Annotated in this window: 25 protein-coding genes, 1 tRNA gene and 3 pseudogenes; 14 read left to right on the top strand and 15 right to left on the bottom strand. The window is 43.4% G+C overall.

Translation table 11 applies throughout. The features are described from left to right. Positions 1-164 precede the first annotated feature (164 nt). On the bottom strand, positions 165-299 hold the full coding sequence (gene psb30 / locus F6K38_RS04425) for a photosystem II reaction center protein Ycf12/Psb30 (protein ID WP_008178400.1): 135 nt from the start codon (positions 297-299) through the stop codon (positions 165-167). Positions 300-500: 201 nt separating this feature from the next. Here psb30 and F6K38_RS04420 point away from each other — a divergent pair, with 201 nt between their 5' ends. Together F6K38_RS04420 and F6K38_RS04415 are read left to right on the top strand one after the other, a co-directional pair. Then, on the top strand, positions 501-854 hold the full coding sequence (locus F6K38_RS04420) for a YkgJ family cysteine cluster protein (protein ID WP_008178398.1): 354 nt from the start codon (positions 501-503) through the stop codon (positions 852-854). 46 nt (positions 855-900) lie between these two features. Continuing rightward, the gene (locus F6K38_RS04415) at positions 901-1,539 is read left to right on the top strand and encodes a phosphoribosylanthranilate isomerase (RefSeq protein WP_008178396.1); all 639 of its coding nucleotides are present in this window, start codon (positions 901-903) and stop codon (positions 1,537-1,539) included. A 168-nt stretch (positions 1,540-1,707) separates the two neighbouring features. Here F6K38_RS04415 and F6K38_RS04410 read toward each other — a convergent pair whose 3' ends face one another. Continuing rightward, complete coding sequence (locus F6K38_RS04410) at positions 1,708-3,708, bottom strand: DICT sensory domain-containing protein (protein WP_044492012.1); 2,001 nt, start codon at positions 3,706-3,708, stop codon at positions 1,708-1,710. A gap of 123 nt (positions 3,709-3,831) precedes the next feature. After that, complete coding sequence (locus tag F6K38_RS04405; RefSeq protein WP_008178389.1) at positions 3,832-4,497, bottom strand: pentapeptide repeat-containing protein; 666 nt, start codon at positions 4,495-4,497, stop codon at positions 3,832-3,834. Between the two features lie 436 nt (positions 4,498-4,933). Between F6K38_RS04405 and F6K38_RS04400 the strand changes: the two genes are divergently transcribed. Continuing rightward, a complete protein-coding gene (locus F6K38_RS04400) occupies positions 4,934-6,151 on the top strand; it encodes an RNA-guided endonuclease InsQ/TnpB family protein (RefSeq protein ID WP_044492011.1) in 1,218 nt (405 codons plus the stop codon). Positions 6,152-6,411: 260 nt separating this feature from the next. Further along, positions 6,412-7,437, top strand: a complete 1,026-nt coding sequence (locus tag F6K38_RS04395; RefSeq protein ID WP_008178385.1) for an Hpt domain-containing protein — start codon at positions 6,412-6,414, stop codon at positions 7,435-7,437. Positions 7,438-7,460: 23 nt separating this feature from the next. Here the strand turns inward: F6K38_RS04395 and F6K38_RS04390 are convergent, their stop codons facing one another. Further along, complete coding sequence (locus F6K38_RS04390) at positions 7,461-7,982, bottom strand: DUF937 domain-containing protein (RefSeq protein ID WP_008178383.1); 522 nt, start codon at positions 7,980-7,982, stop codon at positions 7,461-7,463. 302 nt (positions 7,983-8,284) lie between these two features. Here F6K38_RS04390 and F6K38_RS04385 point away from each other — a divergent pair, with 302 nt between their 5' ends. Next, positions 8,285-9,856: a YcjF family protein gene (locus F6K38_RS04385; RefSeq protein ID WP_008178381.1), complete on the top strand. Its 1,572-nt coding sequence runs from the start codon at positions 8,285-8,287 to the stop codon at positions 9,854-9,856. 174 nt (positions 9,857-10,030) lie between these two features. Here the strand turns inward: F6K38_RS04385 and F6K38_RS04380 are convergent, their stop codons facing one another. The 3 genes from F6K38_RS04380 to F6K38_RS04370 form a co-directional block, all read right to left on the bottom strand. Further along, positions 10,031-10,231, bottom strand: coding sequence for a hypothetical protein (locus tag F6K38_RS04380; protein ID WP_008178378.1), 201 nt, complete (start codon positions 10,229-10,231; stop codon positions 10,031-10,033). Positions 10,232-10,391: 160 nt separating this feature from the next. Further along, complete coding sequence (gene mazG / locus F6K38_RS04375; protein WP_287254374.1) at positions 10,392-11,231, bottom strand: nucleoside triphosphate pyrophosphohydrolase; 840 nt, start codon at positions 11,229-11,231, stop codon at positions 10,392-10,394. 311 nt (positions 11,232-11,542) lie between these two features. Then, the gene (locus F6K38_RS04370; RefSeq protein WP_008178375.1) at positions 11,543-12,148 is read right to left on the bottom strand and encodes a metal-binding protein; all 606 of its coding nucleotides are present in this window, start codon (positions 12,146-12,148) and stop codon (positions 11,543-11,545) included. A 63-nt stretch (positions 12,149-12,211) separates the two neighbouring features. Here F6K38_RS04370 and F6K38_RS04365 point away from each other — a divergent pair. The 6 genes and pseudogenes from F6K38_RS04365 to F6K38_RS44040 all read left to right on the top strand — a co-directional run bounded on the left by F6K38_RS04365 (position 12,212) and on the right by F6K38_RS44040 (position 14,614). Further along, positions 12,212-12,283: transfer RNA gene (locus F6K38_RS04365), tRNA-Val, on the top strand. A 290-nt stretch (positions 12,284-12,573) separates the two neighbouring features. After that, positions 12,574-12,888 (top strand): hypothetical protein, encoded by a 315-nt coding sequence (locus F6K38_RS04360; protein ID WP_071103782.1) that lies wholly within the window; start codon positions 12,574-12,576, stop codon positions 12,886-12,888. A gap of 61 nt (positions 12,889-12,949) precedes the next feature. Further along, positions 12,950-13,042: pseudogene (locus F6K38_RS04355) on the top strand (RNA-guided endonuclease InsQ/TnpB family protein); the annotation flags it as partial. Between the two features lie 123 nt (positions 13,043-13,165). Next, positions 13,166-13,396, top strand: a pseudogene (locus F6K38_RS04350) (RNA-guided endonuclease TnpB family protein); the annotation flags it as partial. Positions 13,397-13,503: 107 nt separating this feature from the next. Continuing rightward, a pseudogene (locus tag F6K38_RS44045) lies at positions 13,504-14,133 on the top strand (RNA-guided endonuclease InsQ/TnpB family protein); the annotation flags it as partial. Then, entirely contained in the window at positions 14,099-14,614 is a 516-nt protein-coding gene (locus F6K38_RS44040) for an RNA-guided endonuclease InsQ/TnpB family protein (RefSeq protein WP_287256695.1), read from the top strand. The pseudogene F6K38_RS44045 and the gene F6K38_RS44040, both read left to right, overlap by 35 nt. Before the next feature lie 90 nt (positions 14,615-14,704). Here the strand turns inward: F6K38_RS44040 and F6K38_RS04335 are convergent, their stop codons facing one another. From F6K38_RS04335 to F6K38_RS04315, 5 genes are all read right to left on the bottom strand, one after another. Continuing rightward, entirely contained in the window at positions 14,705-15,865 is a 1,161-nt protein-coding gene (locus tag F6K38_RS04335) for a mechanosensitive ion channel family protein (RefSeq protein WP_287256696.1), read from the bottom strand. Positions 15,866-17,258: 1,393 nt separating this feature from the next. Further along, positions 17,259-17,429: a hypothetical protein gene (locus F6K38_RS04330; RefSeq protein ID WP_158026344.1), complete on the bottom strand. Its 171-nt coding sequence runs from the start codon at positions 17,427-17,429 to the stop codon at positions 17,259-17,261. A gap of 60 nt (positions 17,430-17,489) precedes the next feature. Beyond that, positions 17,490-18,125, bottom strand: coding sequence for a hypothetical protein (locus F6K38_RS04325; RefSeq protein ID WP_287356152.1), 636 nt, complete (start codon positions 18,123-18,125; stop codon positions 17,490-17,492). Positions 18,126-19,004: 879 nt separating this feature from the next. Then, complete coding sequence (gene rfbB, locus F6K38_RS04320; RefSeq protein ID WP_008178360.1) at positions 19,005-20,102, bottom strand: dTDP-glucose 4,6-dehydratase; 1,098 nt, start codon at positions 20,100-20,102, stop codon at positions 19,005-19,007. 257 nt (positions 20,103-20,359) lie between these two features. Then, positions 20,360-21,433: a glucose-1-phosphate thymidylyltransferase gene (locus F6K38_RS04315; protein ID WP_008178356.1), complete on the bottom strand. Its 1,074-nt coding sequence runs from the start codon at positions 21,431-21,433 to the stop codon at positions 20,360-20,362. Between the two features lie 137 nt (positions 21,434-21,570). On the opposite strand from F6K38_RS04315, the gene F6K38_RS04310 reads away from it, so the two are divergent. Beyond that, the gene (locus tag F6K38_RS04310) at positions 21,571-21,747 is read left to right on the top strand and encodes a hypothetical protein (protein ID WP_154659650.1); all 177 of its coding nucleotides are present in this window, start codon (positions 21,571-21,573) and stop codon (positions 21,745-21,747) included. On the opposite strand, the gene rfbD is transcribed toward F6K38_RS04310, so the two are convergent. The 3 genes from rfbD to F6K38_RS04295 all read right to left on the bottom strand — a co-directional run bounded on the left by rfbD (position 21,732) and on the right by F6K38_RS04295 (position 24,195). After that, the gene (rfbD, locus tag F6K38_RS04305) at positions 21,732-22,622 is read right to left on the bottom strand and encodes a dTDP-4-dehydrorhamnose reductase (protein ID WP_008178352.1); all 891 of its coding nucleotides are present in this window, start codon (positions 22,620-22,622) and stop codon (positions 21,732-21,734) included. The two genes, F6K38_RS04310 and rfbD, sit on opposite strands and share 16 nt — an antisense overlap. Further along, the gene (gene rfbC, locus F6K38_RS04300; RefSeq protein WP_008178350.1) at positions 22,619-23,164 is read right to left on the bottom strand and encodes a dTDP-4-dehydrorhamnose 3,5-epimerase; all 546 of its coding nucleotides are present in this window, start codon (positions 23,162-23,164) and stop codon (positions 22,619-22,621) included. The genes rfbD and rfbC overlap by 4 nt, the downstream gene beginning before the upstream one ends. Before the next feature lie 383 nt (positions 23,165-23,547). Next, on the bottom strand, positions 23,548-24,195 hold the full coding sequence (locus F6K38_RS04295; RefSeq protein ID WP_287251142.1) for an alpha/beta hydrolase: 648 nt from the start codon (positions 24,193-24,195) through the stop codon (positions 23,548-23,550). A gap of 163 nt (positions 24,196-24,358) precedes the next feature. Between F6K38_RS04295 and F6K38_RS04290 the strand changes: the two genes are divergently transcribed. Beyond that, entirely contained in the window at positions 24,359-24,625 is a 267-nt protein-coding gene (locus F6K38_RS04290; protein ID WP_287251131.1) for a hypothetical protein, read from the top strand. A 287-nt stretch (positions 24,626-24,912) separates the two neighbouring features. Next, positions 24,913-26,427 (top strand): hypothetical protein, encoded by a 1,515-nt coding sequence (locus tag F6K38_RS04285; RefSeq protein WP_287356150.1) that lies wholly within the window; start codon positions 24,913-24,915, stop codon positions 26,425-26,427. Positions 26,428-26,429 lie beyond the last annotated feature (2 nt).

Genomic DNA, 26,429 nt, shown 5'->3' with positions numbered 1-26,429 from the left:
CAAGATGCCGGTTCCACCAAGATGCCGGTTCCACCTCACTCTTAAAATCATTCCATTATTAAGCAACGCCGAACCTTCAACCTTCAACGGGCTAACCTTCAACTGCATCACCTACCCTACACCGAACGCCAAGGGCGAACAACCGCCTCACCTTCAACCCTAGATTAAAGGTCCCCTCTAAGAGCATATAGGGCGAAAATGACCACTGGACCAGCAATCACAACAGCTGCCAGCATAGTCAATTGAGCAATTAATACCCAATCGATGTTACCTATAAAATCTAAAAAAGCTAAATACATGTGTTCTCCAGAATTGACCCAACAAAGGCGATGGTGACTAATCACAATCCATCCCTTAGATATTACTGGGTAATGATCTGCTTTTTTTAAGTAAGTTTACAAAAATATACAAAACTCAACGGCAAGCCTGACCACACCTATCACGGGTGAAAACTCGCTAAGCTAGATATAGTTTAAGCTTTTAGCTCTTTTTTCAAAGTTATGGCAACTTGGAGTTGTGTAAAGCAATGTGGCGCTTGCTGTCATCTTGACCCAGCTGAGCGTCCAGGATTAGAGGAATATCTTCTCCCAGAAGAGCTAGCGCTATATTTAAGTATGGTAGGTGAGGGGGGATGGTGTATAAATTTCGACCACACCACCCGTGAATGTCGTATTTATCCCCATCGACCTCGTTTCTGTCGGGTGGAACCTGAGGTATTTCAGGATATGTATGGGGTGGAGCCAGCAGATTTAAATGATTTTGCCATTGACTGCTGTTGGGAGCATATTGAAGCACTTTATGGAGATTGCTCTCTGGAAATGCTGCGCTTTGAGCGGGAAATATGGAGGGAATAGGGAAAATTAAAATTAACGAGTAACAAGGGACAAGTAACAAGTAACAATGCGTGTAAAAATTTGTGGCATTACGAAACCAGAACAAGCAGATGCGATCGCAAAATTGGGAGCAACAGCGTTAGGGTTTATTTGTGTACCAGGCTCTCCTCGTTACGTTACACCACAGCAAATTCGAGGGGTGGTCAACCACTTGTCCGTATCAGTTGACCGCATTGGTGTGTTTGCTAATACCTCTACGGAAGAAATCAGTCAAATTGTGGATGAGTCAGGGATAAATGCCGTTCAGCTGCATAGTAATGAATCCCCAGAATTTTGCAAAAAGCTGCGCCAAGCTTTACCAGAGATTGAAATTATTAAAGCGTTAAGGATAAGAACTTCAGAATGTTTAAATCAAGCACATAGTTATTTAAGTTGTGTAGATACACTATTACTAGATGCTTACCATCGAAAAATGTTGGGGGGGACTGGTAAAACCTTAGACTGGCAAAGGCTACAAGAATTTCGTCCCAGTATCCCTTGGTTACTAGCTGGTGGCTTGACACCGGATAATGTCTTAGATGCCCTCACTTTGGTGCAACCCAGTGGAATTGATCTATCCAGTGGTGTAGAGCGAAGACCAGGTGATAAAGATTTAAAAAAGGTTGCTCGGTTATTGGAGAAATTAGGATCAAGAGTTGAAGGTTGAAGGTTGAACGGTTGAAGGTTGTCTGTCAGAAGGGTGAATGGTAAAGGCAGAAGGCAGAATGGTGAATGGTGAAGGCAGAAGGCAGAAGGCAGAATGGTGAATTCTAAATTCTAAATTCTAAATTCTAAATTCTAAATTCTAAAAAATTGAAAGTTAGGCGGTTGAAGATCAACAGTCAACAGTCAACAAGGTTTGGGATGATTCCAATGGAATGGTAAAGTGGAATTGACTACCTTGATTTTTCCCCTCAGACTCAGCCCAAATTTTTCCACCCATACCTTTAATAATCTGACGACAGATAGCTAGACCAAGACCTGTGCCACCAACGGTGCGTCGGAGTGAATCTTCCTCTTGATAAAAACTCTCAAATATTGCGTCTAGCTGACTGGGTTCAATGCCCCTACCAGTATCCGCTACAATTACTTCTAACATGGGATTATGGCGGCGATTCTTGGTGAAGAATCCTATCGACTCTGCTTGAGTTTCATTAATTTGGGCTTGGATAGTGATTTTACCCCCTGGCTCAGTAAACTTACAGGCATTGTCTAGGAGTTTGGTTAAGACTTCTACCAACCCTTCACCATCTGCTAAGACTGTAGGTAAGACAGAGGGTAGTTTAACGTTGATTTCTGGTAGAGTCTCTGGTGACCAAATCGATCTCAGAGCAGAAAGAGCCAAGTCTAAGACTTCGATAATCTGGATTGATTCCGGGTAACGACAGGTCTGACCACTTTCTAACTTAGAGAGAGTGAGAAAATCTTGAATCAGTTTACGCATGCGCTCGGCATCGGTTAACGCCGTATCAAGCATAGTTTCCCGAAACTCCGTTGGCATTTCTGGTTCACTCTCTAAACTTTCTAGGCAAACTCGGATAGTTGATAAGGGAGTTCGTAATTCATGACCAACGATAGCAATCAGATTATTGCGGGTTCGTTCTAGGGCTTCTAGTTGGTTATGGAGTTCAGTTAAGTCAGTATAAGCTTGGGCTTGATTCAAGGCTACCCCAGCTTGAGTTGCGATCGCTTCTACTAAATCAATATCGTCTTCGAGCCATCTATAGGGTTCCGAACCGCCATGGTGAAGTTCCAGCATCCCCAGCAGTGTTCCTTGATAGTGTATTGGTACCAGTAACCAAGATCGAATCTGCCAACCTTGAATAGTTGTCCTGAGAGCTAGATTATTGTGTAAATTGGGGGCCTTAGTGACATCAGCAATGGCAATGGCTCGTTCCTGAGCTAGAGCGACTTGAATCAGAGGATTATCTGCTAACGACCACATTTGTCCGGTTAGGGACGGTAAACCAGTAGCAACCGATTCATACTCAATTTTTGCTTGCTGGTCACTAGGACTACAGCGATAAAGCAGGCAACGGCAAGAATTAAAGGTGTTTCCTAACTCCTTTACTGTCGCTGCTAGAACATCTTGGGGATTGAGGGAGCGACGGATGGTGGCGGTGATAGTATTAATCAGACGCTCCTTGCTTTCTTTGGTGGTCAGGACTCGATAAGCTTTCAGGAGCTTATATTGACTCGCTTGCAGATAAGTTACTAGCCGCTGGGCAAAAATACTAATATCAATCCCTGCACTGGTCAGCAACAATGTTTGCTCTGGGACTTCTGTAGTCAAACCATAGTGCTGCCATACCTGCTCCACTTTTGGGGCTAGTTCTGGTCGATAACTAGCAATCCGTCCGAGTAACAATCGAGCAGCATGAATGGTAACTCGGGGGTCAAAGGACCAAAATCCCTCAAACCTGCGCGCCTGATCCATGGAAATTGCTGGTGTCAGTTGTTCTCGACAAATTAGGCAAGCTGTATACTTCTGCGCCAAAATCACCAGGTGCCACTCTTGGGCAAGACCATCATTTGGGCCTAAGGGGATAGTTTCTAAGGATTCTTCAACCACAGCAAAGCCAGACTCGGATTCTGGTGCCGCCAACACATAAACTTGGTTTGTACGTTGGGCAATTCGCTGATAGCGGTGGACTTCCTGACGATAAAACTTCTCATGCTGGAAATTGGCAATCACCAAGGGAGAGTCATCCACTGCTAGCACGAGGTCTTCCATGGCATGAGAAAGAGCTGTCAAGGAAGATTTGAAGTACATTTGGCAGCGCAGATGTGGTAACTCTTGCCGTAAATCTCCCAGTAACGAATTCGGATTGTTCACCTAGAAATCCCTCCCTAATTAGTCCCACTCCACTCATGAGGGGGATAGTTTTACCTCAACAAACCTTTGTGATCAAACCAACCCTTGTGATCAAACCAACCCTTTTGATCAAGGGATTATTTATTAGTTGTTAGCTGTTAGCTTTTGGAATTTTGAATATTCACTAGTCAGTTGATCTGGTACCGTTGCCCCAGAAAGCTCAGCTTGACCCAAATCTACATTTGAGAGAGTAACCCGTCTCAAATCTACCTGACTCAAAATTGCTCCACTCAAGTTTGCTTGAGAAAGGTCAGCATCACACAGATTTGCCCTAGTCAAGTCTGCCTGGTGCAGACAAGCACCAGTCAAGTTAGCCCCTCTTAAGTCAGCGTAGCGCAGGTCTGCCCTGGTTAAATTGGCTCCTCGCAAATCGGTATCCTGAAGAATGGTTAATCTTAAATCGGCTCGGGTTAGAATGGCTTGGCGCAGGTTTACTCTAGTGAGATTCGCCCGAATCATAAATGCCTGACTCAAGTTAGCCTCCACCAGAGAGGTTTTTTTCAAATTAGTTCGCCACAGTTTCGCTCCAGTCAGATTTGCCTGATTCAGGTTGACTTCCTGTAAAACCGCGAGACTCAGGTTGGCATCAGCTAGGTTGACTCGTCTGAAAATTACTCCAGTAAGATTGACTTCACTGAGGTTGATTTGCTGGAGATCTACTCCACGGAAATCCCTCTCACCTGCTGAATAACGCTCTAGAAGCTCATTAGTATCCATTGGGGTATCCATAGCTGGCAGCCGCGCCAACATGACATAGTGTTACTTTTAATGTAACATAATGTTAAGAATACTTTTTGTATGTAAAGGATTATGTTATATTTGGAAGTTTTATCTAGAGATAAGCTATTCTTATCGGTGCCTGCAATCGATTGGTGATACAATATGAAGCTTATCCGAACAGGTAAGTGTCGGCTTCAAGCTAACCCTAGCTATTCCTTGTGCTTTTAATAAAAATAGCGGAATTCCCCACCCTCTTACAGGGTGTTGAAGTTACCGTAAGTAGAGTGGAGCCTTTATGGTTGGTCGGCTATGGTAAAAAGGGTTAAAACTGTTTGATTAAGGCTCCACTCTACTAAGGCGCGCGTCTCTAGGATGGATAGCGACTCAGGAATTTTACTGCAAAGGTTGACGCCTTACTGCGAAATCTCTATAATAGTAATAGAGGTCGATAATAAGGTTGAGTGCAGTGAGACATAAAGCCATCAAAGTAAGAATTTATCCCACACAAGAGCAAGTTCAAATATTAGCTCAGCATTTTGGATGCGCTCGCTGGTGGTGGAACTATGGACTAAATCAGTGCATAGAAACTTACAAGGCAACTGGAAAAGGACTAAAACAATCTGCGCTCAATTCCATGCTGCCAAAACTCAAAAAACAAAAAGAGACTGAATGGCTAAAGGACTGTTACTCCCAGGTATTACAATCTGTAAGTCTCAACCTTAGTCGTGCATATCAGAATTTTTTTGAAGGCAGAGCAAAATATCCTAGATTCAAGTCATATCATCATCGCCAATCAATTCAGTACCCTCAAAATGTCAAACAAGTGGGTAACTGCCTTAAGTTCCCTGGAAAGCTAGGAACTGTCAAGGCAAGAATTCATCGGCCACTAGACGGGGATATCAAAACTGTAACAGTCAGCAGAGACCCTTCTGGTAAGTATTACGCTTCTGTTTTGATAGAATACGAATTAACAGATGTGAAACTATTTAAGGAAGGGAAAGTAATTGGTATTGATTTGGGTATCAAGGATTTTGCGATCACCTACGATGGCGAAAAGACTTCTAAATTTGGAAATCCTAAACATTTAGCTAAATACGAAAAGAAGCTAACTAGGAAACAACGTATTGCTGCCCGCAAAAAAAAAGGAAGTAGCGGGCGAAGGAAAGCTAGAAAGATTGTAGCTAAGGTATATGAACGTATTGGAAATGTCCGCCAAGACTACCTTCATAAACTATCTAGGAAAATCGTAGACCAGAACCAGGTAGTGGTAGTTGAAAACCTAAATGTCAAGGGCATGGTTCGTAACCATAAATTAGCTAAAGCAATATCTGATCTGAGTTGGGGAACTTTTGTAAATTTCCTCTCTTATAAATGCGAAAAAGAAGGAAAAGTACTGGTCGAGATAGATCGGTGGTTTCCCAGCTCTAAAACCTGCTCTAATTGTCATTACCGAATCAAAGAGTTGCCGCTAGATGTAAGATCTTGGATTTGTCCAAGTTGTGGCACTCATCACGATAGAGACCGTAATGCGGCCAAGAATATTAGAGCAGAAGGTATCAGAATGCTATCCTCCTCTGGGACGGGGGAGGTCAACGCCAGTGGAGAAGAAGTAAGACCAAAGCGAGGGCGTCCGTCTAAGCTAAGGCGTTCTTCCGTGAAACTGGAAGCCCCAACCTCTACGTAGTAGGTTGGGGTAGTTCACGCTCGCGTAAAGTCTTTGCTGACTTGGTGTGGGATGCCACAATAGAGATCCAACTGAAGATCTAAGAGCAGTTTTCACCATTGATAGCCCAATAGCTGATTTGGGGTAAGCTCAGAATAAGCTGTTGCTGTAACCAACGCTATGGTCTACTAATTTTAAAACTGCGTTGACCAGATCGAATGTTGCTCTGATGATTATCATCAATCTGTTGTGATTAGCCGTTCTGATAAGGAAAAATTGCCGTGGAAGCTGGGAATCAGCAAAGGATTTTAGGCTATTTCATTGAAGAAGCGAAAGAACACCTGGAAACCATTGAACAGGGACTGTTAAATCTGGGCTCAGTGGTCAATGAACCAGAGACGGTTAATGAATTGTTTCGCGCTGCTCATTCTGTTAAAGGCGGGGCGGCCATGTTGGGGTTTACAAGTATTCAAAAGACTGCCCATCGTTTAGAAGATTCTTTCAAAGTACTTCAAGAGAATAAGATTCAGGTTGATCAACAGCTGGAGACTCTGTTTTTAAAGAGTTATGATACCCTCAAAGCTTTGATTGATCTGTTGGAAGGACCGTTTGGGTTTGAGCAAAGTGAAGCAGAAAAAACTCTAAAAGCAGCTCAGCCAGGCTTTGAACAATTACAGAATTATCTCAAAACTTTGGTCAGTGGTGAGAGTCAATTACCAGCGGCAATGGCTTCTAGCTCTGCTGCTGAAAAAGCAATTCGTTCTGATCAAGTTTCGACTAGCAAAGCTTCTTCTTCAGCAAAAGGAAAATTTCCCCCAGACTTTGGGCCGAAGGTGATTAGCCTGCTTAAAGATATGCTAGAGCTGTTTAAACAATCTTCCACACCAACCAATCGCCAACAACTTCAAAAGCTTTGTAAGCGTCTGGCTAAACTGGGGGCTGGGATTGGTAGTTGGCATAAATTAGTGGGAGTTTGCCATAAAGCGATCGCAAATCCTAAAAACTCCTATATCCAGTTAGCACCATTAGTAATCAAAGAACTCAAGGAAGCTAGTGACCAGTTGCAAGCAGCACAGGGTAATCTAGAGGAGTTACGAAAGGCAGCGGCTGCGATCGCTCCAAGTTCAGGACTCCAAAAACTAGCAGCTGTAGGAGCTACTGGGCGAAGCCGAACCACTAAGGGTAAGGAAATTACGATTGTGCTAGAACCAAAAGCCGCTGCCAAGGTACTCATCCAAGCCTTTGATAAACCCCAGCTGTCAAAACTGGTTAAGTTACTGATTCCAGCAACTCGTGCTTCTTCCTAGAGCCAACAAGCTGGGTTTTTTGGTTATCTTCCTAAGTGCCGTGATGCCAGCTGCATGGCATCATAAATATCCACATCCCCATCCCCATCAGCATCTAGAAAGCCACTGAGTACAGAATTAGAACCAAGGGGATTCTCAATATTGGTGCCAGTCTTGAGGAAATTCAATACCACGGGGACTAGGGTGGGTAGCATAGCTTGGATGATACCAGCATTAATGCCTGTCTTGCTAGTAATTTCTCCAACAAGCTCCTGGATCTGAGGCGCACTAAAGAGCATATTGACCACTTGAGAACTAGCACCAATGCCACCAAATTGATTAACTAGTGCTTGTACCTGCTCATCTCCTTCACTTGTGCGCTTTTGTTGGAGGGCTGAACGCACATACTTACCTACAATTGAGGTAGCAGATTGCACGGCTGAGGGATTGGTGTGATGGTTACCACTCAACTGCTGTACCGTGTCCAGAATATCCCCTAGCTGACTAGAACTAGCTTGTTGTGTAGGACTATTAATGGCACTGAGAATAGTATTGAATAAGCTCATTGTTTTTTTTACAGATTTAAACAGTCAGATTTATTCAGATTTAAACAGTTATTTCCAAAATCAATTATAAATTACTGATTTAGTTTCCCACTATAGCTGATAGCTGACTACTTAATGTGAAGTCTCCTCCACTACACCCTTCGAGTTAGCTAGGGCTTTCTGTCTCCTGCACTGTTGCCTCAATCCACACTTATTACAGGTCTTATACACAGAGGTGATTAGACAGCGGATCGGGCTGATGGAGATCGGGGAATTCTTGTCGGATATTCTAACATTAATAATTAAAACCTCTCGTATCTTCCATGCCCCTGCCACGCTTACTAACCCTAATTATTGGTCTCATTATTATTCTGGGGCTAATGCTTTGGTTGATTAATGGTCTGTACCAACTGTATATCCAAATTTCCTTTACTGCTCCCCTACTGGCTAATTTACTGCTCCTGTTGGTGATTACCTTGCTAGGGCTACTAATATGGGCCTTAATCTACACCATGGGGTTATTTGGTAAATCCCGGAAACGGCCAGGTAAGGGTCGTCTGGAACCTAAAGCCCCCGAGGTGAAAACCGAAGCAGCAGAAGAAACCCTTAAAGCAGTAAGGCAACAGGTCAAACAGATTCAGGATGAAGTGTCACGGCAAGCGATGCTGCGCCGCTCTGAAGAAATTGAAGCTATCCTCTCCCGTGGGGAACTGTTAGTGGTAGTGTTTGGTACTGGTTCAGCGGGCAAAACCTCTCTAGTGAATGCTTTGATTGGTCGGATGGTGGGTCAAGTGGGTGCGCCCATGGGAACGACGGAGGTTGGGGAAACCTACAAACTAAAGCTGAAGGGATTAGAACGCCCGATTCTGATTACTGATACACCAGGAATTTTAGAATCTGGTGTGGTTGGCACTCAGCGAGAGCAATGGGCACGACATTTGGCAACGGAAGCGGATTTGTTGTTGTTTGTGGTGGATAACGATTTACGACACTCAGAGTATGATCCATTCGAAAAATTGGCACAGATTGGGAAGCGATCGCTTCTTGTCTTCAATAAAATTGACCTGTACACGGAACAAGACTCAGAAAGGGTTCTAGCACGATTGCGCCAGCGAGTAAGGGGCTTTATTCCTGCTTCAGATGTAGTTGCGATCGCAGCCAATCCCCAGCCTGTTACCCTAGAAAATGGTCAACTTTGCCAACCTGAACCGGAAATTTTGCCCTTAATCCGTCGCTTAGCTGCTGTATTAAGAGCAGAGGGAGAAGAGTTGATTGCTGATAACATTCTGTTACAATCCCAGCGCTTAGGCCAAGAAGCTCGACACATCCTCGACAAGCAGCGCAGGCGAGAAGCAGAGAAAGTGGTGGAACGGTTCCAGTGGATTGGGGCCAGTGTAATTTCTCTGACTCCCTTACCTGTGGTGGATTTATTAGCAACTGCAGCAGTAAATGCCCAAATGGTAGTCGAAATTGGCAAAATCTACGGCTGTGAACTGAATATGGAACGGGGTAGGGAATTAGCCCTATCCTTGGGAAAAACTTTAGCTAGTTTGGGTATTGTCAAGGGAGCGATTCAAATCCTTAGCACTACACTAAGACTGAATCTTGCCACCTATGTTGTCGGCAAAGCCATTCAGGGGGTAACTGCTGCTTATCTGATCCGAATTGCTGGGAAAAGCTTTATTGAATACTTCCGCAATGACCAAGACTGGGGAGATGGAGGGATGAGTGAAGTAGTCCAAAAGCAGTTTCAGTTAAACCAGCGGGATGAGTTTATTAAAGCTTTTGTCAGTGAAGCGATCGCAAAAGTGGTCCAACCTCTGACCGGAAAATCAGAAGCCCAATCACCAATCGATGAAAGGGACGAAATCAAGGACAAAGGCAGGAAATCCTAAACTACAGCCAGAATGCCTATCAAATCGACTCAAATTCTTGTTTAATGAAATAGAGTAGATTCAATGTTTTCTCCAGCCCCCCATGCCCCTCACATCAATGGGGGATTTCTTTTTATCTATTGTTTTCTATATCGTTTTCTTAAGTAGACGCATCTACTACCTATAGTATATGCACTAGGTAGCAAGTTTCACCCTGCCCCGATGTACAGCGTGGAGCAATCTGTCGATGGAGTCTCTCTCTTCGGAGGTGAGTGAATCCTCCAATAGTGCTGCCATCAATCCATATCGATCAGCAAGAGTAATTTTTCCAGAGCTGCTAACTTTAGCAAATAGTTCTGGTATAGCACCGGGAATAAGACGAACTGGAGCCAACATTATACTATAGGGTAATGGCTGTTGTTTATATTTTTAACCTTTTTCCGGAGCTTGGGGATGTGGGGCTATACCCCCTGTAATATCAAATCTGCTTGGGCACCCACTTTCTACTTCCACTAAGCGTGGGTCTTTTCTTCTGCTGAATGCTTCTAAGGAGACCCTACTTCTGAGCTAAGAGTGCTTTAGCCTTTTGCCACAGAGCATCCAACTCATCCAAGGTGTAATCAGACAGTGGGCGCTCAGCCAATGCTTCGACTTGCGCTAACCTTTCAATAAACCTTCCCTGGGTTCCCTGCAAAGCAGCTGAAGGGTCAAGGTCATACCAACGCGCAATATTAATCAGAGTAAACAATACGTCTCCCAATTCTGCTTCCTGGTGGGCTTTATCGTCCTGTTCAAGTGCTTGTTGAAACTCAGCCAATTCTTCGTGAAACTTATCCCAAACTCCCTCAACATTATCCCACTCAAACCCACCACTAGCGGCCTTTTTCGATATCTTCATCCCAGCCATTAGAGGGGGAAGGGTTTTACTATAGCGACTCAGTTTACGACTCAATAATTGCTTATCCGCAATGGTTTCTCCTTTCTCTGCTGCCTTAATGTTTTCCCAGTTTTGACGAACCTCCTCGACATTATCAACCTCGACATCACCGAAAACATGGGGATGACGGCGGATTAGCTTTTGAGTAATCCCCTGAGCTACCTCGGTCAAGCTAAACTGACCTTGCTCACTACTAATTTGAGCTTGCAGAACTACCTGCAATAACAAATCACCCAACTCCTCTGCGATCGCATTTTGCTCCTCACTGCGAATTGCATCCACTACTTCATAAGCTTCTTCAATTACATAAGGAATTAGGGATTGAGGGGTCTGAGCCAAATCCCAAGGACAACCACCCTCAGGCGATCGCAATCTGGCTACTACATCAATCAACTCTTGCAAAGCGGCCAACATCGACACCTGATTAACTGGCTGAGCTTGTTGAGGGGAACTACACATAAAACCGAAAAGCGAAACGCAACTTAATTATTCTTAACGAAATCCAGCACCAATGCCAAATTTTATGTAAGCATTCAGCTATCAGCGTGTCGCGTATCAGCTATCAGCTATTAGCTATCAGCTTATGCCCACGCTACTTGAAGTGCTATCAGCTTTCAGGCGCTTTAACTGTACGGGGTCGGATTAGTAAAGCGAGCAGGGATTTTCAACCAGCCGTACCAGCACCCCCCACCTTGTTTACTACCGACCGTTGATTAGCTGAGGGCTGACAGCTGATAGCTGTTGGCGTAGCCTGCGCGTAGCGCATATGCTTACCTCTTGCTTTTGCGTGCTTTGGGTCTTTGTGGTTTTGTCTTACCCGCACCCCTGGCCTTGCTCCTCCCTTGCTTGCCAGACCATAACCCCGTGATCCCCCCTTTTTTAAACTGCTTATAAGCCGAACTTCCCCAATCACTGACAAAATGCGCGATCGCACCCAACTCCAATCCGACCACACAGGCCATCAACCAGGTACGATATTCCCACACCCTACCCCCCAGCCCTTGAATCAGCTCCAGCCAACGATCCGGTTCATCTTGGAATAGCTGAAACACCAGCAATCCCACACCCCCAAACAAGACAATCCAATTGGCTAGATAAAGCAGTCGCAAAATTGTCCCAATCACTGGTCCATGAGAAAAAATAGAACGGTGAGGCACCATCCTCTGATAAGGGATCCAAATCCAGCGCAACCAGCCCCAACGCTTAAAGGGTCGAGAGTATAGGTCTAAGTCAGGGCTAAACATCAAGCCACCGAACAGGAAGCCTCCAGCTACAATCAAGGTCAAATCACTACTCCGGGTTACTACCAGGCTCAAAACCGTGACTACTGGCAAACTCCACAAGGTTATGCGATCATGTATATAGCCAGAGGACATATTATTTTTTATAGTTGTTGTCGTCTTTGGAAAAATATGCTATAGTAAGTAAGTATTGCATACGGGCGGTTAGCTCAGCGGTAGAGCGCCTGCCTTACAAGCAGGACGTCACTGGTTCGAATCCAGTACTGCCCATGTCCGTCAAATTCCAAGGTTAGTAAACAGCTAGAAAAAATGTCGCAGAGTCTACCAAAAACTCTTATTATTTGTTAGACTTAAATTAGGGTAACACCGACAGGGATTATTATGTAACTTAAATTAAAGCCGAAAACCAAGGGTTTAATAGTTGCGCTGTAATCCCGGTGGAACCAACTTTGTTGACATTTTTATGGCGCTCGCGGGATATTCCGTCAGAGAAGCGCGGAGATACCCCCTGGATGCTATTGCATCTTGCATTGGCGGGCCTTGGTCTATCTTGGTAGACTTTGGTAGCTAAAAAGTATCGGTTTACGAATTTATTCCTCAATGGATATTTTTTTTCTTCTGTTGTCGGGAATCCCTATCTTGATGCAGTCGCTCATGAGGAGGGGCGGCATCAAGACAATGAAAAGCCATTTTTACACAAATGGCTTGTAGGGATCGTAAGCATTCAGCTATCAGCATTCAGCTATCACTTATTAGCTATTACCATTCAGTTAATGCCCTACGGCCACGCTGTCTTGATGCAAAGCGCGAGTGGGGGAAACCCGCTTTGGTGGCGCTGCATCGCTACTTCAGGTGCTTTTGAAGAAAACAGGTAACCATTTGTTTAATCTGAGTTACGTAACCCCCAAAGCTGAAAGCCCCGTGTTTTTAAACCGGGTCAGAAGTTACCGCAAGAATAGTGCAGCCTTTATAGTTGGTAGGCTATGCATTAAAGGTGACAGGTTTTGTTGTAAGGCTGCACTATTCTAAGGTTTCGTCTCCGGGATGAAAGCTAGTAGCGACTTTAGTCGCCGTGAAAAAGGTTTGACTATAACTTGACAGTTTTCCTCAAACGTACTAGCGTAATAATATAACAGAATAGGTCGAGTTCTGATGATCATAATAGAGTTTAAGGCATACGGGAAACCTATCCAATATCAAGCTATAGAAGAAGCAATTCGGACAGTCAAATTTATCCGTAATAGCTGCATCCGTCTATGGATGGACAATAAAGGGACGGGGAAATATGACCTTAGCAAATATTGCAAGATACTTGCTAAAGAATTCTCATTTGCCAATGAATTAAACTCTACTGCTCGGCAAGCTGCGGCTGAAAGGGCATGGTTAGAAGTTACCGTAAGAAGAGTGGAGCCTTTATAGGCGACAGGCTATGCAAAAAAGGGTTAAAACTCATGAAATAAGGCTCCACTCTTCTAAGGTTTCATCTCCGGTCATCAATTTCTCGCTTCTTTGAAAACTGCAAGAAAAAGGTACCAGGAAAGAAAGGTTTTCCTAGCTTTCAAAAACACTGTAGGTCGGTTGAGTATAAGCAATCAGGATGGAAGTTATCCCCTGACAAGAAATCAATCACTTTCAGTGACAAGAAGGGAATTGGAAAGCTAAAGCTCAAGGGTACCTGGGACTTGTGGCGCTTGGACAAGAAGCAAATTAAACGGGTTCGCATTGTAAAAAGGGCTGATGGGTATTATGTTCAATTTTGCATCTCTGCTGAGATAAATGAACAATTGGATCCAGTTGACGCTACTGTAGGATTAGATGTAGGGCTAAAAGATTTATACACCGATTCTAGAGGTAACACAGAACCCAATCCCCGATTTTATAGAACTGGGGAAAAGCGTCTGAAATTTTATCAGCGTCGAGTATCTCGAAAAAAGAAAGGCTCATCTAACCGTAAGAAGGCCGTTAATAGACTAGGCAGACAACATCTCAAAATAAGTAGGCAGCGTGAAGAACATGCCAAGAGACTGGTTAGAAGTTACCGCAAGAAGAGTGCAGCCTTTATAGTTGATAGGCTATGCATCAAAGGTGGCAGGTTTTGTTGTAAGGCTGCACTCTTCTAAGGTTTCGTCTCCGGCACGTTGCGTAATCCGGTCTAACGACCTGGTCGCCTATGAAGATTTGAGAGTGAAAAACCTGGTTAAAAACCATTGTCTAGCTAAATCTATTAACGATGCAGGTTGGTATCAATTCAGAAAATGGTTAGAGCACTTTGGCCAAAAATTTGGTAGAGTCACCGTTGCGGTAAATCCTGCCTATACAAGCCAGAATTGTTCAGATTGTGGCGAAGCGGTTAAAAAGTCACTGTCAACTAGGACTCATGTCTGTAAGTGTGGGTGCCAGTTAAACCGAGACCACAACGCTGCAATCAATATCCTGAAAAGAGCCTTGGGTACGGTGGGGCACACCGGAACCTGGATCATTGATCCAAACTCTTGTGGAGAATCGACCTCTACTCTTCCTGATTCCGGTCTGGTTGAGCAAGTTGGCTCTATGAAGCAAGAATCCCCGCGTCTAATGACCGGGGAGTGTCAAGTCAGCTAATCGAGACGACTGACCGCTGACCGCTGACCGCTGAATGCTTACTAGCGATCGCTATAAGTGTTGGTTAGTAAGCTTTGTAGGGATTATTTTCTAAAAATTTATCATAGCCACACTGGCAGAGCCATTTTCCTTCACCTGTTTGTAGTCTTGAAGTTGCTTTTCCAGCTCAACATGCAGGTGATCAATCTCCTCTTTTTCCAGGATTTCTAATATAGCTAGATTCAAGTTTTGCTGGGCAGCAATGTATAGGTTTGTATCAATCACAAATACCCTAACTATAATCACACGAGCATTCTCTTCAATGTGGGAAAATAAAACTAACATGTTCTGCTTATGCAAGCCATCGATAGACGGAATTTTATCTTCAATAGCCTGACAAATGCGGCTAGTTTGCTTAGCCGAAATTCCATCAACTTTTAGAGTTAAATTTATGCCCCACTCAAAGGTATCGCCAGTCTTCTGGGACCAATTTTCCACAACGCCAGCAATCATTTTAGAATTGGGAACTTTTTTGATAGAACCCCACTCAGTCAGACGAAGCTGTGTACTTCTTAGACCAATACTGACGATCTGAACAAAACCATTGACTCCGTCCACTGCTACCCAGTCACCGGGTTTATAGAGACCATCAGCGTAGATAATCACCGTACAAAACCAGTCATAGATAATATCTTTCATTAACAAACCTAAGGCGACACCTGCACCACCGACTAGACCGATCAGTGCACCGGCCGATGTCCCCAACAAAATCTCACTGGCTTTAATCACAGCAATCAGGATTGCTGCTGTCTGAAAAAGCCTTGGGAAGTAGGGGACGAACAAATCGTCCAGTTCAGTTTCAGTGTGTGCCGCCAATCCCGCTAGCAGCTCCCCCAGTAGTGGAGCAGCACGGTAAAGAATATAGGTGGCAATGAACAGAGCGCTCACAAAGAGCATCTCGGGGATTTTCTGATTCTGTTCAGGACTAAGATGGGTTGCCGCAACACTATGTACTAGCCATAATCCAGCCAGCCAAATTAGCCAGCCTAATGGTGCCCTAAGAATCTTAATAAACTCATCGTCTAGGGTAGTTTCTGTAGCGCTAGTCAGACGCTCGATTCTGTCAATGATTATGGCAGTGAACAAACCTCGACATATCTGGGTAAGGAGGAGGATGATCACCATAATAACTATCGTGGAAAGAGGGATGTTGCCGAACTGGAAGTCGGAATCAAATATCCTTTCTTTGATTAAGTTGATAAGGTTTTCCATAGTTTTGACTAAAAAAGAACAGCAGAGAGCTCCATCTACCTAGTTGGCACTGGTTTTTAAACTTAGATATTGCACTAGGACAAAACTACTTAATAATAGGTAAAATTGGCTCAAATCGCATGGTATTTAAAGACTAGTTATTAGTTACTATTTTTCTATAATAACTAGTCAGAGTTTTATCAATGTAGATAATAACTTGTGTTCCATGAATCCTAACTAAGAGGTTGTCTGAGAAGTCTCATTTGCTACATCAAAGCCCCCTAAATCCCCCGAGCAATCCCTCGCTCGGGGGACTTTTAGCCGCAAATTGATTCTTGTTCCCCCCAGAATTGGGGGGCTAGGGGGGCAAAATTCAGTATCAAAAAACTTTTCAGATATCCTCTAAGAAGTTATTAGCTTTTATTTAAAGGTAAGACACTTCAGTATAATCGAAAAAAAACAATACCAACTATAGTAATAACACTGATCATAAATGTATTATCAATTAACGTAGTAATTGCTTAAGTAAGAGGACGTAGAAACTACGATTCAAGGAATCAAGAATCCAGCTATAGCGTTTTCAAAGGAGTTGTCAAGTCATAGATTGTGGAAAAAGGCAATAGACAATAGGCAATAGCTCCAGATTTTTATAGTAAAATCAAATAAGATATTCTCAGTTTTCCAATCGTTTTAAAACGCTATATAATACTGATATAGCAATCCTAAAGTTTTTGTTAAAAATACGTTATCTTCAAATAGTTTTGATAAAAAAAATGGCCTGTTAACCATTCCAAAACTAACACCATCAACTAACCTATCAAATCTCCATAGTTTTCCCTTGAATTTAAATAATTAATATTTCAATCAACTCTTAGTAGTTCGTACTTAATTATTGTCTCGACTATCAGTTTATATCTAACTCAGCTAAAATTTATAAATTTTAAGGTAAAATAACTAAAACTTTAAGTAGATCAAGATTGGATAAAAAAAAATATGATGATATAAAATTCGATAGTTTATCCCTTTCCCCACAAGGGAAAAGGGAACAGGGAAAAGGGAACAGGGAAACATAGGCAGGCGTGGTAGGTGTTTAAAGTGTGGTAAATATGGTAAGTGTGGGGCGCGGGGAGCAACTGGCGTCCTTTCCACGGGGCTTTAGTAGAGCCCCTGGCTTAACAGCAGGACGTCACTGGCTCGAATCAAGTACTGCCCATGTCTGTTGAATGCCAAGGTTATTGGTAGCAGTGTTGCTACCATTCTTGAGTCATTGGCAGCATATTCCACAAGAAGCACCGATTCCTAACGTAGTGAGTCATCGGTAGCTTCTTAGTGATGGTGTTTACTTATGCTGTTTTGTGGCTCCGAATGTACGGTGGTGGCTAACTTGGGCACCAGAGTTCCATAAGTAACTGAATTACGAACCTTCCTGCCAACCTTCAATAGCTGCGAACAAAACATTCACCAAGGGATGATCTACCGCCTCTTTAAATGCCTCTGTTCCCCCCGTTTTTAAGACATTAATCACCCTTTGTTTTAGGGTGGGTTTACCTTCAATCTGATCCACCGCCTTAGCCACCACTGCCATTTTTTCAGCATTGGTTGAAGTGGGGTTAGTTTGGGACAGTTGCTCTAAAAGCTGTTGAATTTATGCTGCTGCCTCAGTTAAATTATGGTCTTTGGAATAGTCGTTTAACGTACCACCGTGCTGATCTCTATTAGCGAAGCCACCACCAAATTTGGCACCACGGAGGTCATTGTTAATTGGCTGTTCAGACATAGTGTTTCCCTCATTGTGATAATTTTCTGCATACAAACTCGGACGCTGTAGCGCTGTTTCTACCTGTCTAATTAAAAGATTAATTAAATTATCTTTTTCTTGAATCAAACGTAGCAAAGCATCTTGAGATAAAGATTTAAGTTCTTCTTTCCGTTGAAGGTTTTCCTTTGGCTTCCAGGTGCTACTCAGAGATTGCTGCATCAACTTTGACTGCTCGCTCCATGGAAGCGATTGGATAGTTTGCTTGATAGTTCTAAAGAATTCGACAATGGCTTCTTCTCTTTGATAGTTTGATATTCCAGGATACTCAAAAATTCTGGGGATTGAATAGGGAATAGTGTGATATCTGAGAAACTGTTCAAGAGTATAAAAAGCAATGAGATGTTGTTCGTAGGAAAGACTCTTCCTTTTTTCTAAAAAGCGATCGCATAACTCAATTACTGCCCTATACACGTTGTCTGGTAAATTTTCGACAAAGTACCTTGTAAATTCTTCGTCTGTCATCCCTTATCTGTAATCAGTTCAGCAACTTGTTTGTAAAATGTTCAATATTTTAATATTTTTTAAATTTTTCCATATAGTTCCATGCCTGTTTGAAAATCTAAATTTCCGGAAAACTTGAATGTTTCTACTTCTTTGCTCTTTAAGCCTTGTGGCGGCACAACTGCTTTATATATAAGGAGAGTTTTTTGAATAAAAAGAGCCAAGCAATCTCCTAAATCGAGATACGCTAGAGCCTGGAATTGTTGAGATGATTATTCTAATGAAGGTAGACAAATAATCGCAGTATAACAATACTGAATTTCATCAATTCTCGTATTAACTGTTTCTAAGCTATTAGACTGACTGCGCTCTAACTTATCTAAGTTACCTATATCGGCATCTCGTTCGTATAAAGCCTTAAATATAGTCCCAATTTGCTCAAAAAATTGTTCCCTGTCATAGGATTAAAATATTTTATTAGGTCTCTTATTATTAGGAATTGGTAGCATACCCATGTTTAACGAACAACTAACTAAAACTTTAACTATATAAAGCTTGTATAAAAAAAAATATGATGAGAGAAAATTCGATAGTTTATCCCTTGATCCACAATGGATATCATCTATAGCATTTACAAGGGAACAGGGAACCGGGAATAGGGAACAGTAGGAAAAAGCTCGGAAGATTTTTTGGTGTTATTAAAAAGCGATGCAGAGGTGCGACCCGTGGCGAATTTAATTCGTCTACGGAAAACGCACCTAAGCGGTCTTGACCACACTGCATCGCTACTCCCTACTCCCTACTCCCTACTCCCTAAAATCTAGGACGAGGGTACCTAACCCTTAGCCTTTTGGCCTTTAGGCCACGCTACGCGAACGGCCAGGCTACGCGAACATCCTTCTAGGCATAAACTTTTTGATAGTAAGCTTGATACTCTTGGGATAGCAATGGTTGCCACCAATCCCGGTTGCTTAGATACCACTCAATAGTTTTACGTAGTCCACCTGCTAAGGTTTCTGTTGGTACCCAACCCAGTTCAGTTTTAATTTTAGTCGCATCAATAGCATACCGACGGTCATGGCCTGGGCGGTCTTTGACAAAGGTAATTAACTGTTGTGCTGGAGCGACCGGTAGATCAGGGGCTAATTCATTCATCAGCTCGCAAATCTGGTGAACTAGGTCAAGGTTTTTGACTTCGTTATTGCCACCAATGTTATAGGTTTCTCCTGGTTGACCTTTGTGAATCACTACATCTAAAGCACGACAATGATCACCTACATACAGCCAATCTCGAATATTTTGTCCATCCCCGTAGACCGGTAGAGATTTGCCCAACAGGATGTTGATGCACATCAGGGGAATTAATTTTTCAGGAAAATGATAGGGTCCGTAGTTATTGGAGCAATTGGTGATAATAGTCGGAACCCCATAGGTATGGTAATAAGCGCGGGCAAGATGGTCACTGCCAGCTTTGGAAGCAGAATAGGGACTGTTGGGGGCATAGGGTGTGGTTTCACAGAAGGCTGGGTCATCAGCACTTAGACTGCCATAAACTTCATCCGTGGAAACATGGAGGAAGCGATAATCCCTTGGTTGTCCTTGATTTTGCCATTGTTGCCGGAAGGATTCTAGTAGGGTGAAGGAACCGACCACATTAGTGCGGATAAAAGCATCGGGTCCTAAAATGGAGCGGTCAACATGGGATTCAGCAGCAAAGTGGGCGACAGTGTCGATGCTTTCTTCCTGAAGCAGGCGGTCTACTAGAATGCGATCGCATATGTCTCCCTGGACAAACCGCAAATTTGCTTTGTCTTCCAGACCGGCCAGATTCTGGCGGTTTCCAGCATAGGTAAGAGCATCTAGTACCACCACGCGATCGCCTGGGTACTGTTCACACCAGTGATGAACAAAATTCGAGCCAATAAATCCTGCACCACCTGTTACTAGTAATTGGCGAGGTTGTCTAGTAGTCAGGGATTTTTGTTCAAAAGAATTCATGATTAGTTTGAGTGGGTTAGTGCTTCAATGGGTTAGTAGAAAAGTAAGCATTGAGCTATCAGCTATCAGTTATCAGCATTCAGCATTCAGCTATCAGTTATCAGCATTCAGCCATCAGCTATCAGCTATCAGCCATTGGCCAATGGCTTTTACCCAGACCTTCAATTCTCATTAATATCGAATTATTAAATTCGATCGTTCAAGGTTTATTTTCAGCTGACCGCTGATCGCTGACGGCTGACCGCTGAATTATTACCTTAAGTTAGTTCAACTTGAGAGTCATCACCAATCATGAATCGTAAAGCTTTTGGATGTTGGGGTGCAGCTTTAACTTGAGCTCGTTCTCCAATTAAACTATCAACAATTCGTTGATGAATCCCCGTTAATTTAGCACCTTTTAGAATCACGCTATGCTCAATGTCAGCATCTAAGAGAGTAGCTTGGTCAGCAATGCTAGTATATGGACCAATGAAGCAGTTTTCCAGATGGCAGTTTTCCCCAATGGTAACTGGACCACGAATGGTACAATTAGTAATATAAGACCCCTTACCAATCTGTACCCGTCCGCTAATTCGACTTTCGGAGTCAATTTCACCATCAACAGCAGATTCTAGACAAGTATCTAGAATAATCTGGTTAGCAGCTAACAAGTCATCTTTTTTCCCAGTATCCAGCCACCAACCTTTGATTTGAAAAGCTTCTACATTTTTTTGCTGATCAATCAAGTATTGAATCGCATCGGTAATTTCCAGTTCCCCTCTAGCAGAAGGCTGGATGTTAGCAATTGCTTGATGGATAACAGGGGAAAATAGGTAAACACCTACCAGTGCGAGATTAGAAGGAGGAACTTTCGGTTTTTCTACTAGCTGCAACACTCGCCCGAATTCATCGACTTTGGCAACACCAAAGGCAGTAGGATTATCTACCTCCCGTAGCAGGGTCAGGGCATCCAGATTTTTGTTCTGGAAATTCTCGACAAATAAGTTCAGTTCACTTTGAACCAAGTTGTCTCCCAAGTACATTACAAAGGGAGAATCTCCGAGAAAGGGTTGGGCGACTTTAACGGCGTGGGCAAGTCCTAAGGGTTGGTCTTGGAGGATATAGGTAATGTTAGCTCCGAAGCGATCGCCATTTCCTGTTTTAGCCTTAACTTCTTCCCCAGTTTCAGGACTGATAATAATACCGATATCAGTAATACCAGCAGCGATAATGGCTTCAAGCCCATACCACAAAATTGGTTTATTAGCAACAGGTACTAACTGTTTGGCACCAGTATAAGTTAGGGGACGTAAACGAGTGCCTTTTCCCCCAGAAAGAATCAGTGCTTTCATAAGCTATATAAAATCCTCACTATAAAGTCTGAAATATGAAATATGAATTATTAAGGTTGTTCGCCCTTGGCATTCGGTGAAGGGTAGGTTGAAGGTTGTTCGCCCTTGGCGTTCCCGTAGGGTAGGTTGAAGGTTGTTTGGTTGTTTGGTTGTTTGGTTGGCAGGTTGTTTGGTTGAACTTGAACTATAGCGGTTCTCATACTAATCAGGTACACAGGATTGTTTTCCGATGCCCGATGCCCGATGCCCGATGCCCGATTCCCTACTCCCTACTCCCTACTCCCTATGCTTATAGCAATTACCCAAGCTTTTGATAAAGTTCTGCTAGCATTTGCCTCAAAGATTGACGCCAATGGGGCGGATAGCTTCCCAAGGTTTGGGATATTTTCTGGTTTGAGAGAACTGAGTAAGCTGGACGCTGAGCGGGAGTGGGGTATTCTGGGGTAGTAATTGGGACAACTCGCTGCAATTTTAAGGGGAAGCCCAGCAGTTTGGCTTCTTCAAAGATGGCAACGGCAAAGTCATACCAACTGGTGACACCAGTGTTGGTGAAGTGATAGATTCCTCCTAGCATTGGATTAGAATCCATTGCTTGCAAAAGTTGAGTAATGGTTACTGCTATATCTTTAGCCCAGGTAGGAGTACCCACTTGATCCGCTACCACCCGAAGCTCTTCTCGCTCAGCCCCTAGTCGTAACATGGTTTTGACAAAGTTGCCATGACCACGAGTACCATAAACCCAAGCAGTCCTAAGGATGAGAATGCGATCGCATTTTTGCTGCACCCCTTCTTCCCCTTGCAGTTTCGACTTACCATAAGAACCGATGGGATTAGGAGTGTCTTGCTCCGTGTAAGGAGTATTTTTTTTGCCATCGAACACATAGTCGGTGGAAATATGGAGCAGGATGGCTCCTAAATTCTGAGCTTCCTCTGCCATGATGGTTGGAGCAACAGCATTAATCGATTTAGCCAGTGCCAGTTCTGTCTCTGCTTTATCCACAGCCGTGTAAGCCGCTGCATTGACAATCACGTCAGGCTTAATCTGATGAATTACCTGACGAATACTCTCTGGCTCAGCTAAGTCCATATCGCTGCGCCCCACACCGATGACTTGGCCTAGGGGACTCAGAGTATCTTCCAACTCTTGACCCACTTGTCCAGTAATCCCAGTGAGTAAGATTTTTTTCATGCAAAAACCTCGGCTGTTTTGAAAGACTTACCCGCTTGATCTTTAGCCGACAGACTGGGAGAGTCGGTCAGAGGCCAATGAATGGCTAGGTCAGGGTCATTCCACACAATAGTCCGCTCGTGATCAGGAGCGTAGAAGTCAGTAGTCTTATATAAAACTTCAGCGAATTCAGAGACTACCAGGAATCCGTGGGCAAATCCAGCTGGAATCCAGATTTGTTGTTTATTTTCTGCACTCAGCAAACAACTAACCCACTGTCCAAAGGTCGGGGAGCTTTTTCTAATATCCACTGCCACATCAAATATAGTTCCGAGTAAAACCCGCACCAGTTTACCTTGGGGCTGCTGAATCTGGTAGTGTAATCCTCGAAGCACCCCTTGGGCTGAACGGGAATAGTTATCCTGGACAAACTCAGCGGTGATCCCAGCTTTATCTGCTAGAACTCGTTTATTGTAGCTTTCAAAGAAAAAACCACGGTCATCACCAAAGACACGGGGTTCAAGAATTAAGACTTCGGGTATTTTGGTTTCAATAACGTTCATACAGTTCTCTGGTTGATTAGCTAAGCCTCTTAAAGTGACCAACTCCTCATCAAGTTTGTGTTATCTACACTGAAAGAATTTCAATACTTTGTAAACTTTTTGTGAAATATCTCAGCTTGACACTTTCCTCCCTAGTAGTCTGTTAATTGAAAACAAGATTGATAGGGGAGTAATTATAATAGTAGTCTGCACTCAAGTAGACTACACCTAGTTGTGTAGAAAGGGAGGGATGGCAAGATGGGGAAGATCGATCGAGGCTTAATCTGACGAACTTTTGTATTCTACTGAATTTAAAATTGCTATCAGGATTTCGTAAAGGCGAATGGTGTAAACTATCGAAAAAATTAAATTTACTAAACTAAATTAACGAAAAGTCATTCAGATTACCGATTACCCATTACTTCAAGAACAAAATTACGAAAGAGCACTACTACCTCTGGGATGATTTGATGTCCCATGTCAAATTCTTGATACTTGACCTGTATCCCTAAACCAGTTAGAGTATATCTAGCATTGTGAGCAGCCATTAACGGTACAACCTCGTCTTGTCTACCATGAACTATCAAAATTGCTGGTAACGATGAGCCTGTAGGAGGTTGGGTTCGGCTATGTAAATAGCCACTCATGGATACTAAGCCTGCTATTGGCAAGGTCAACCCTACATCTAATGTCATGGCTCCGCCTTGGGAAAATCCACTCAGAATGGTGCGGGATAGGGGCACGCCAGTGCTCACTTCGTTCGCGTAGCGTGGCCTTTTGGCCAGGGATTTGAGCCAATCAATTAGCTGCTGTCTGCTTTCGGTTAAGCCTTGATACTCCGGGCCATTCAAATCATACCACATTTTACCCTCAGGTACAGCAGGATGGTCAAAGGGAGCTTCAGCAAATAGAAACTGATAGTCTGGTAAGTTTAGCGCCTTAGCCAAAGATACCAAATCTTGGGAGTTGGCTCCAAAGCCATGTAAGCAGACAATTAATCCAGCTGGTGGTTGATTGTTGGTAGGGGGAATGTTAATATAGTTCAGCTGCAAAGATTTATCTCCATCAGAGTAGGTGATCTCTTGAGAATTGTACGCTTTTTGGCAAGCAGTTGATAACAGCGTTATTCCCAGAGCTACTAAACTTTGGAATAGAAATTTTCGTCGCTTAAATGAATTGATTTTCACAAGTAATAGGCTTTGGAAGGTTGGGAGGTTGAACGCGCACGCGTGGCCTATTGGCCAAGGTTGGGAGGTTGGAGGTTGGGAGGTTGAAGGTTGGGAGGTTGAAGGTTGGGAGGTTGAAGGTTGGGAGGTTGAAGGTTGGGAGGTTGAAGGTTGGGAGGTTGAAGGTTGGGAGGTTGGGAGGTTGAAGGTTGAACGCGATGGACTTCGTCCCGCTTTCAGCGAACCCGTGGCCTATTGGCCAAGGTTGAAGGTTGGAGGGTTGAACGCGATGGCGTGGCCTATTGGCCAAGGTTGAAGGTTGAAGGCTTGGAGGTGGTTTTTGTCCAGGCGTCCGTTGTAGGGTAGGTTGGAGTTTGATGATTGACGGTGAGGGAATCTCAAATTAACATTACTGATTACTGATTACTGATTACTGATTACTGATTACTGATTACTGATTACTGATTACTGATTAATGATTACCGATTACCCTCAATCGTTCCACCATTGACCAACGCCTTGCCTGTTGCTGTTGCTAGAGAAAACTGCACAGGTTAAATAGCCTGACATCTATATACTAGTAGAGTGCTGTCTCAATCGGTTATGGATGCATCTAGATACTCGACAATTCGGGTATTTGACCCAACCAATAACGAAAAAGGCTACAAAGTCTGCCATCAACAGGAAGCACAGGAGTTTTTTCAACAAACACTCCTGGGATTGGATCAAAAGGAAAGGTTATTAGCTCAGTGGGAGCGAGGTATCCAGGATTTACTGCTATCCTGGTTTCGTGCTGAGCTATCTACTGTTGATACTACATGTGATACTAAATACCGGGTGTTAGCTGGACTGTGTCTTCGGTGCTATGTTTCAATGCCTATCCTAAAGGCTTGTAAAAAACTAGCGAGTCAGTTTTGCCTTGACTATCGGTTAACTTACCGTGAGCTGCTATCCTATGTACTCAATGATGATGGCAAAACTCCGATTATTCTCGATAGTGATGGCAAAGCTCAACTGGTTGTTAATAAGCAAGGTGAGATTGAACCTGGACTTGGTCAGTTTTTTACGATTGATGTCTTGGCAAGCTATCGTCTGAACTCACCAGCTCGCTTCAGTTTGGACAATTGGGCATATCTGAAAACCAAACAACATCCTGATATCAAACGTTGCTTAGCTGAACAGGGATTGCCCTTGTCCAGTAACTGGTCACTGTTGGGACGAGTTAAACTCAGACACCTTGAACAGCTCTATCCACGCGATCGCAAACTAGTAGAAACCTTCCATACTGTCTATTCTCAAGACAGACAACAGCAGCGGCGCCATAGAGTTAACCATAAACTTAACCCTAGAGTTAACCAATGCCTTGAGCCTAGGGATGACCAACTCCAAGACATGCTCCACCTGTTGCCAGAACGTGGTGTTATCATCAATTCCACCAAAGAGCTTCACAAAGAACTAACCAGGATAGCCAAGGGTCTGCAAGAAGAGGAGATTTGGAGCCGCAGAGGAAGTCCGATCTGGGAACCTCTAGAAGCACGGGATCCAGAAACTGGCGAGTATGTCCCCAAAGAATTACCTGATCTAAACTCTATTAATACCATAGATCATTTAGGACAATCTGAATTGCAGGATTTTCTTGAACAGGGACTGATTGAGGTTTTAGATCACGCGATAGCGCAAGCCTTGGCTGAGCACATTGCCTCTTTAGAGCAAAGTCGCCGTTACGCTTGTTTTGCTTCAAAGGTTATCCCAGGTTTCCGATTCCTTTACTGTGAGGGTAAGTCTCTTAAAGAGATAGCAACCCTTGTGAAGATGACCAATCATTCCCAAGCCAGCCGAGTCTTGGCACCAGGGAAACTGCTGAATCGCGTTCATTATCTGAGTGTAGAAAATTTTTTCCAGCTTATCTCAACAACTACTAAGGGATTAGCTCTGGAAGAAAATGCCACAAAGCTCGATTATTTGAGTAACCTGATGCAGGAAGTAGAGGCTTTCTTGAACACACAAGTTTTTCAAGAAGCGGTAGCAGAACTGAGTACTTCTAAAACCCGTTCAATGGCTAGTTTATATGCTCAGCGATTGTGCCGATATCTAGATGAACACAATCAAAAAAAATAAGG

The sequence above is a fragment of the Moorena sp. SIO3B2 genome (assembly GCF_010692525.1).
Lineage (GTDB): Bacteria > Cyanobacteriota > Cyanobacteriia > Cyanobacteriales > Coleofasciculaceae > Moorena > Moorena producens.
The sequence above is the reverse complement of the archived record's forward strand: the minus strand, read 5'-3'. Positions and strand labels throughout refer to the sequence as shown.